Origin of the sequence: Nostoc sp., from assembly GCF_036919895.1 — a bacterium.
Lineage (GTDB): Bacteria > Cyanobacteriota > Cyanobacteriia > Cyanobacteriales > Nostocaceae > Nostoc.
In genome coordinates this window covers 20,730-28,380 of the sequence record NZ_JBALBW010000010.1, presented here as the reverse complement: position 1 = coordinate 28,380, position 7,651 = coordinate 20,730, and the positions used below count along the sequence as shown (strand labels likewise).

The window sequence follows — 7,651 nt, the reverse complement described above, 5'->3', positions numbered from 1 at the left end:
GAGTTGAATGACAGATTTTGGAGACATGAGTTCGGCTACAAAATAAAGTTACCTTTCTCTTATCATAGGATCAATCATTCTTTGGAGTTCTCTTAAAGGTGTGGCAGAACAGGTTCCTCTTCCTCTCTAAGTTAAACATTGGAGCAAGTGACACGATCGCTTACTCGATAAATATTTTTGGGAATTAGGTGTTTCTGGCTTTGGCGAACTCAATGCTGAGTTCGCCATCCGGTTAGCTCAATCGTAGCGATCGCACGCAGTTGAAGGGGAGACTCAAAACTAAATTTGTCATTAGAGAGAGTTTGTTTTATTATAAAATCCGCCTCCAGGTGCTAGCAAAAAGTCTGGCAGACAAACCATTATGCTATGTGGCGTGTTTGTAAACATTGTGCAAATGATATTGCGATCGCCTCCGGCGGGCGGCTACGCCATCGCACAATACAGCACAACATAGAATTTGACGGGAGGAGACTGCGTGAGAATTGGTGCTAACTACTTGGGTAACGGAGAGTGTGAATTTACAGTTTGGTCTCCGCTATTAGATGGCGTTACAGTAAAAATTTTAACTCCAGAACAGCAGTTAATTCCCCTCAAGCCTCAGTCTGAGGGATACTGGCAAACGAAAGTCAGCGATGTGTATCCGGGTACGCTTTATCAGTATGTCTTAAATGGCCAAGATACTTTTGCCGATCCCGCGTCGCAGTATCAACCGGAAGGGGTACATGGGCCGTCTCAAATTGTCGATCGGCAGTTTAACTGGACTGATGAAGGATGGACAGGTATTCCTGTGGAGTCAATGATTTTTTATGAACTCCACGTTGGGACTTTTACACCAGAAGGAACTTTCAGTGCGATTATTCCCCGCTTACCGGAACTGCGGGAACTGGGAATTAATGCCATTGAAATCATGCCCATCTCCCAGTTTCCGGGAGACACTCATGTTGAGGCTTCTCTTACATATCGCAACTGGGGCTATGACGGCGTTTACCCTTTTGCTGTCCAAAATTCTTACGGTAGCCCAGCCGAACTGAAGGAACTGGTAAATGCTTGCCACCAACACAATATTGCTGTAGTGCTGGATGTGGTATATAACCACTTTGGGCCAGAAGGCAACTACATGAGTCAGTTCGCGCCCTACTTTACTAAAACCTATAAAACGCCGTGGGGCGAAGCGCTGAATTTCGACGATGCCCATAGTCAGGGTGTGCGAAATTATTTTATCGAAAATGCCCTTTACTGGTTGGGCGAATTCCACATTGATGCATTGAGACTTGATGCAATTCAGGCAATTTACGACTTGGGAGCCAAGCATTTTTTGCGAGAATTGGCGGAAGCAGTTCATCATTTCTCACAAAAAGGGCAAAAATGGAAACGCCATTTAATTGCTGAAAGCGATTTGAATAATCCGCAAATCATTCGTCCGGCAGAATTGGGTGGATATGGAATCGATGCCCAATGGAGTGATGATTTTCACCATTCATTACACACCCTGTTGACAGGCGATCGCCAAGGATATTATCACGATTTTGGGAAGCTTGCTGATTTGGCAAAAGCTTACAATGATAGTTTTGTCTACGATTGGAAGTATTCGCCCGATCGCAAAAGATTTCATGGCATAAGTTGCCGCGATCGCAATTTCTCACAGTTTACAGTCTGTATTCAGAATCACGATCAAATCGGCAATCAAATGAAAGGAGAACGCCTCACTGAGAGGATCTCTTTTGAAGGATTGAAGTTAGCTGCTGGCGCTGTGCTACTCTCGCCTAATTTACCTCTGTTATTTATGGGAGAGGAATATGGAGAACCTGCACCCTTCATTTACTTTGTCAGTCATTCCGATGCCGATTTGATTCAAGCGGTTCGAGCCGGACGCAAACAAGAATTTGAAGCATTTCACTATGCAGACGATCCCCCAGATCCCGAATCGGCAGAAACTTTCCTAAAGTCTAAACTCAATTGGAAATTACGCAAAGAGGGTAATCATAAAGTTCTGTGGAATTGGTATCGCCAGTTAATTAATTTACGCAAGACGCATCCAGCACTTTTAAATCAAGACCGCAATTTCATCGAAGCGACTAGCGATGAAGATAAGCAGGTGGTCATTGTGCGTCGTTGGTGCGAATCAAGCGAACTAATATTTGTGATGAATTTTAATTCGTCTTCAGTGAAAGTAACTCTGCCAATTCAGCAAAATGCTAATAAGTTGTTAGACTCTGCTGATACCTTATGGTCTGGGAATGGTTCTGAAGCTGCTGAACATCTGTCTGCGGGAGAAGAAGTGGAATTGCGACCTACTAGTTTAGTACTGTATGAAAAAGGATGAGGGAGAGTTACAGCAGAATTCAGAAGTCAGGAGTCAGAATTCAGAATTAGAATAGGCTCTGTGCCATGCTAACAGACCTAGATGCTGTACTTCACTAACCTGAAATCTGCTGTAGAACTTAAAGTTTCAGCCTCATAACCTCAACGTTCGAGCAAAAAGGTTCAACGTTCAGGCTAAAAGGTTCAACGTTCAAGCAAAAAGGCTCAACGTTCGAGCAAAAAGGCTCAACGTTCGAGCAAAAAGGTTCAGCGTTCAAGCAAAAAGGTTCAACGTTCGAGTAAAAAGGTTCAACGTTCGAGTAAAAAGGTTCAACGTTCGAGTAAAAAGGTTCAGCGTTCAAGTAAAAAGGCTCAACGTTCAGGCTCAAAGGCTCAAATTCACCCACCTCTAAATAGGTTTCAGATAAGATCCCCCCGCCTGCGGCGACCCCCTTAAAAAGGGGGTAAAGATCAGGAAAAGCCCCCCTTTTTAAGGGGGGTTGGGGGGATCTCCGAGAAACAAACATGTTAACCAAACCGCATCGCCCCATCTCTTATCACAACAAACTCATGCGAATTCCTACCGCCACTTATCGAATTCAGTTTACACCCCAGTTTGGCTTTGACAATGCTAAAGCGATCGCAGCTTATCTAGCAGATTTGGGTATTTCCGATTTATATGCCTCCCCTATTTTCAAAGCCCGATCTGGGAGTACCCACGGTTACGATATAGTAGATGCCACTCAACTTAACCCAGAACTGGGAACGAATGAATCCTTTGATTCCTTAGTTGGCGAAGTTCAATCCCTTGGTATGGGCTGGTTACAAGATATAGTGCCAAATCACATGGCTTATAGCAGCGAAAACGATTACTTGATGGACATATTGGAACACGGCCCAGATTCCAGTTATACTGACTACTTCGATCTTTCTTGGAATGCTCCCTTTGGCGATCGCCAAGAGCGAATTCTCGCTCCTCTCTTGGGAGATTTCTATGGTGTATCCCTAGAAAACGGACACATTCAACTCAAATACGAACAAAACGGTTTAACCGTAAACTATTACAGCTTAAAACTGCCGCTACGATTAGAATCTTATACAAAATTTATTACCCATAATCTGGGCAGACTCACCCGCACACTCGGACGCAATCACCCCGATTTTATTAAGCTATTAGGGATTTTGTATATTCTCAAAAGTGTGCCTTCAGAAGTCGCGGGAAAACAGCGACAAGACCAAATCGCATTTATTAAAGGATTGGTTTGGGAACTCTACACCACAAATGATGCCATCCACGAGTTCATTGACGAAAATATCCAAACTTTCAACGGAGAACCAGGTAATTCCGAAAGCTTTAACTTGCTAGATGAATTACTAAATGACCAATTTTACCGTCTCGCCTTCTGGAAAGTTGGGGCGGAAGAAATGAACTACCGCCGTTTCTTTACTGTCAACGAACTTATTTCCGTTAAAGTTGAAGAAGTGCGAGTTTTTAATAACACTCATAGCCTAATTAACAAGTTAGTTGAGGAGGGCAAATTTACCGGCTTACGCATTGACCATATTGATGGACTCTATAACCCAATCCAGTATCTAGAAAGGCTGCGGGAAAAAACGGGAGATATTTATATTACGGTCGAAAAGATTTTAGAACTCACTGAAGAATTGCCGGAAAACTGGGCAATTGAAGGGACATCGGGATATGACTTTCTTAACTATGTAAATGGTGTATTTTGTCAAACTGAAAATGAATCATCCTTCGATAAAATTTACCAGAATTTTATTGGTTCAAGAGCAGATTATGCCTCGATAGTGAAGGATAAAAAGCACCTGATCCTAGAAAAGAATTTAGCCGGTGATATTGACAGTTTAGCTCTTTTGTTAAAGAACATTTCCAGCAAATATCGCTATGGCAATGATTTTACCCTCAATGGCTTGAAAAGAGCGATCGCCGAAGTTTTGACCCAGTTCCCAATTTACCGTACCTATATTACCCCCGATGGAATTGGGGATAGCGATCGCGCTACCATTCAAGAAGTAATTAACCAAGCCAAAGAACAAACGCCCCTGTTGCAGCACGAACTGACCTTTATTGAAAAGTTAATGCTGCTTGAGTTTGATAACTCTCTGACTCAAACAGAACGGGAGCAGTGGATATATTTTGTCTTACGGATGCAGCAATATAGCGGGCCGCTAATGGCTAAAGGTGTAGAAGACACCACATTATATGTTTACAATCGCTTGCTATCGCTAAATGAAGTCGGGGGAAATCCCAGTCATTTTGGGATTGAATTAGCCAAATTTCATGCCTTTAACAAACAGCACCAAGCAACTTGGCCTCACACAATGAACACCACAGCTACCCACGACACCAAACGCGGCGAAGATGTGCGGGCCAGGTTGAATGTGTTGTCAGAAATCCCCGATGAGTGGGATCAGCAGGTAAATACCTGGAGTGCTATTAATCGAGGAAATCGCAGTCATCGCCACGGGTTTGCTATGCCCGATCGCAACGATGAGTATTTTATCTATCAAACCTTTGTAGGGGCGTTTCCTTTCGCGGAACAAGAACACGCATCCTTCGTGGAACGAGTGAAAGATTATATAATTAAGGCAATTAGAGAAGCAAAAGTGCATACAGCATGGTTGCGACCTGATAGCGAGTACGAACAAGCTTGTACTTCCTTTATTGAGAAGGTACTCGATCCTTCCATCTCCAGCGAATTTCTAAAAGTCTTTCATCCCTTTCAACAGAGAATTGCAGACTATGGGATATTCAATTCCCTTTCCCAAACTCTATTGAAGAGTACCACACCCGGCGTACCCGACTTTTATCAAGGAACAGAACTTTGGGAATTAAGCCTAGTCGATCCAGATAATCGCCGTCCCGTGGATTTTGAACAGCGACGCACTTACTTAAGCGCCATCCGCGAACAAGTGAAAACAGATATTCTCGGACTGATTCAGGAGTTACTGAACGACAAAACAGACGGTAGAATCAAACTGTTTTTAACGGCTCAATTACTCCAAGCCAGAACAAACTATGTTTCATTGTTTCAGGATGGTAACTATCTGCCGTTAGAAGTTCAGGGAACCTACGCCAATCAGATTATCGCCTTTGCGCGGCAGGAAGGGAATCAAACAGCGATCGCGATCGCACCTCGCTTTTTAACAAGCCTCATCCAGCCTGGAGAAAACCCCTTGGGTGAGTCAGTTTGGCAAGATACGCACCTACTATTACCCTCTGGAACTTCCCTCACTTGGAAAAACCTTCTCACTCAGCAATCTTTAGAGGTAACAGAAACATTATCTATCGGATCTGCCCTAGCTCATTTTCCAGTTGCTCTATTGGTTAGTAGTGCCGAGTAAATAATTCGTAATTCGGAATGGGCTACGTTAACGTAATTCGTAATTTGTAATAAAACTCTCTAAGAGTCCGCAAGCGTCATTAGAAATTACGAATTATGATGAATCTGTCTCGCGCAGAGAGAACACCGTAAAACCTTTGTGTACTTCTGCCGTTTTCTTCTCTGCGAGAGGCTACGCCAATGCGAATGCGTCTCTCTGCGTTTAAAAAATTATTCCAAACTCCTCAACACCCTGTCAAATTAAATTATGACCACTCCCCTAGCACTTACCACCACGCAGATTGACAACGTGCGGGCCCATATCAAAAAGACTTGGAAAACTCTAACGCGATCGCACGAACACTTATTAAAATCTGCCAAGGATACCAAACTAGACCACAAAACCGATACTCCCTGGATCGTCTACATTTCCCCCTTAGAAGATTGTCCCAATATTCAGACAGTGTTAGAGCGATCGCTATCTCCCAAAGATATGCAAGGAATTGAAATTCGCACTTTGCCTTCAGAAGTCGAAGCGATTAAACAGCATGGCTTACTATACCTACCAGGCCCTTATGTCGTACCAGGTGGTCGATTTAACGAAATGTATGGCTGGGACAGCTACTTTATATTACTGGGACTTTTGCATGATGAAGAATGGGATCTAGCACAAAGCCAGGTTGACCAATTATTGTACCAGGTGAAGCATTACGGCACTATCCTCAATGCCAACCGGACTTATATGCTGTCGCGATCGCAACCCCCTGTCCTCAGCATGATGGTTTTGGCATTATTCCAGCATACCCAGGATGAAGAGTGGTTGAGATCAACCGTACCCCTGCTAGAACAATTTTACTATTACTGGGTAGTACCGCCCCATTTGAATCCTGGAACCGGCTTATCCAGATTTTATGCCTTTGGCGAAGGCCCCGCGCCAGAAGTTGTGTTCTCCGAGCGAGATGAGGAGGGAAAAAGCCACTACGATCGCGTCAAGGAATATTACCAAACGAATGAGGTTGAAGATTACGACGTTAATCTTTACTACGATCAGGAAAATGACAAACTGACCCACCTATTTTACAAGGCCGATCGCACCATGCGCGAGTCCGGTTTTGATATCACCAACCGATTTGGCCCCTTCAGTGCTGATATCCTCCACTATGCTCCTGTGTGCCTTAACACTTTGCTGTATCAGGTAGAACAAGATATGGCGCAAATTAACAATATTTTGGGCAACGAACAACTAGAAAAACAATGGCGCGATCGCGGTGAATATCGGCGCGATCGGATCGATCAATTTCTCTGGAATGAAGAACGAGGACTCTATTGCGACTATCACTTCCAGAGTGGAAAACGCCGTTGCTACGAATTTGCTACCACATTCTATCCCCTATGGCTAGGAATTTCTTCTCAAGCCCAAGCCCAGCGCGTCGTGGAAAATCTCTCTTTGTTTGAAGCCCCAGGCGGAATTCTTACCAGTACTCATGTCACCGGAAACCAATGGGATGCTCCCTTCGGTTGGGCACCACTGACATTAATTGCTGTGCAAGGACTTCACCGTTATGGGTTTCATACAGAAGGCGATCGCATTGCCAATAAATTTCTGGCTATGGTGGTTAAAGAATTCGAGCGCCACAACACCTTAGTTGAGAAATATGATGTTGAACGCTGTTCTGCCAACGTTTCTGACGACATCTCCTTTGGATACAGTTCTAACGAAGTTGGCTTTGGCTGGACAAATGGAGTAATTCTAGAACTCCTAGCAGCCCGTGGGAAAAAGTGAAACTTTTACACTAATCGACATCCCGCCCTGAACTGAAGATTCAGGGCGGGATATAAACACAGTGCTAGTAGTCTATCAAGGTAATTTTTATTCTCTTCTTTTTCTCTTTCTTTGCGACCTTTGCGCCCTTTGCGGTTCGTTTTTTATCCCGCAAAACTAAGTTGATAGACTACTAGATTCATTAACAAAGATATGGCTGCGGCAAAACTTGGTGTACATC

The 7,651-nt window shown here is 43.8% G+C and carries 3 protein-coding genes; all 3 read left to right on the top strand.

The window, feature by feature from the left end; translation table 11 throughout:
* Positions 1 to 475 precede the first annotated feature (475 nt).
* The 3 genes from treZ (at position 476) to V7K55_RS01700 (ending at position 7,431) form a co-directional block, all read left to right on the top strand.
* Positions 476 to 2,323, top strand: a complete 1,848-nt coding sequence (gene treZ, locus V7K55_RS01710; protein WP_334827546.1) for a malto-oligosyltrehalose trehalohydrolase — start codon at positions 476 to 478, stop codon at positions 2,321 to 2,323.
* A 548-nt stretch (positions 2,324 to 2,871) separates the two neighbouring features.
* Positions 2,872 to 5,670 carry a malto-oligosyltrehalose synthase gene (treY, locus tag V7K55_RS01705; RefSeq protein ID WP_334827552.1) on the top strand — a complete coding sequence of 933 codons (2,799 nt, stop codon included), beginning with the start codon at positions 2,872 to 2,874 and terminating at the stop codon, positions 5,668 to 5,670.
* A 246-nt stretch (positions 5,671 to 5,916) separates the two neighbouring features.
* Positions 5,917 to 7,431 (top strand): trehalase family glycosidase, encoded by a 1,515-nt coding sequence (locus V7K55_RS01700; protein ID WP_334827543.1) that lies wholly within the window; start codon positions 5,917 to 5,919, stop codon positions 7,429 to 7,431.
* The last annotated feature ends 220 nt before the right edge of the window (positions 7,432 to 7,651 follow it).

Coding starts and splice junctions, on each gene's coding strand:
- V7K55_RS01700 (WP_334827543.1), top strand. CDS start 5,917: ATGACCACTCCCCTAGCACTTACCACCACGCAGATTGACAACGTGCGG.
- treY (WP_334827552.1), top strand. CDS start 2,872: ATGCGAATTCCTACCGCCACTTATCGAATTCAGTTTACACCCCAGTTT.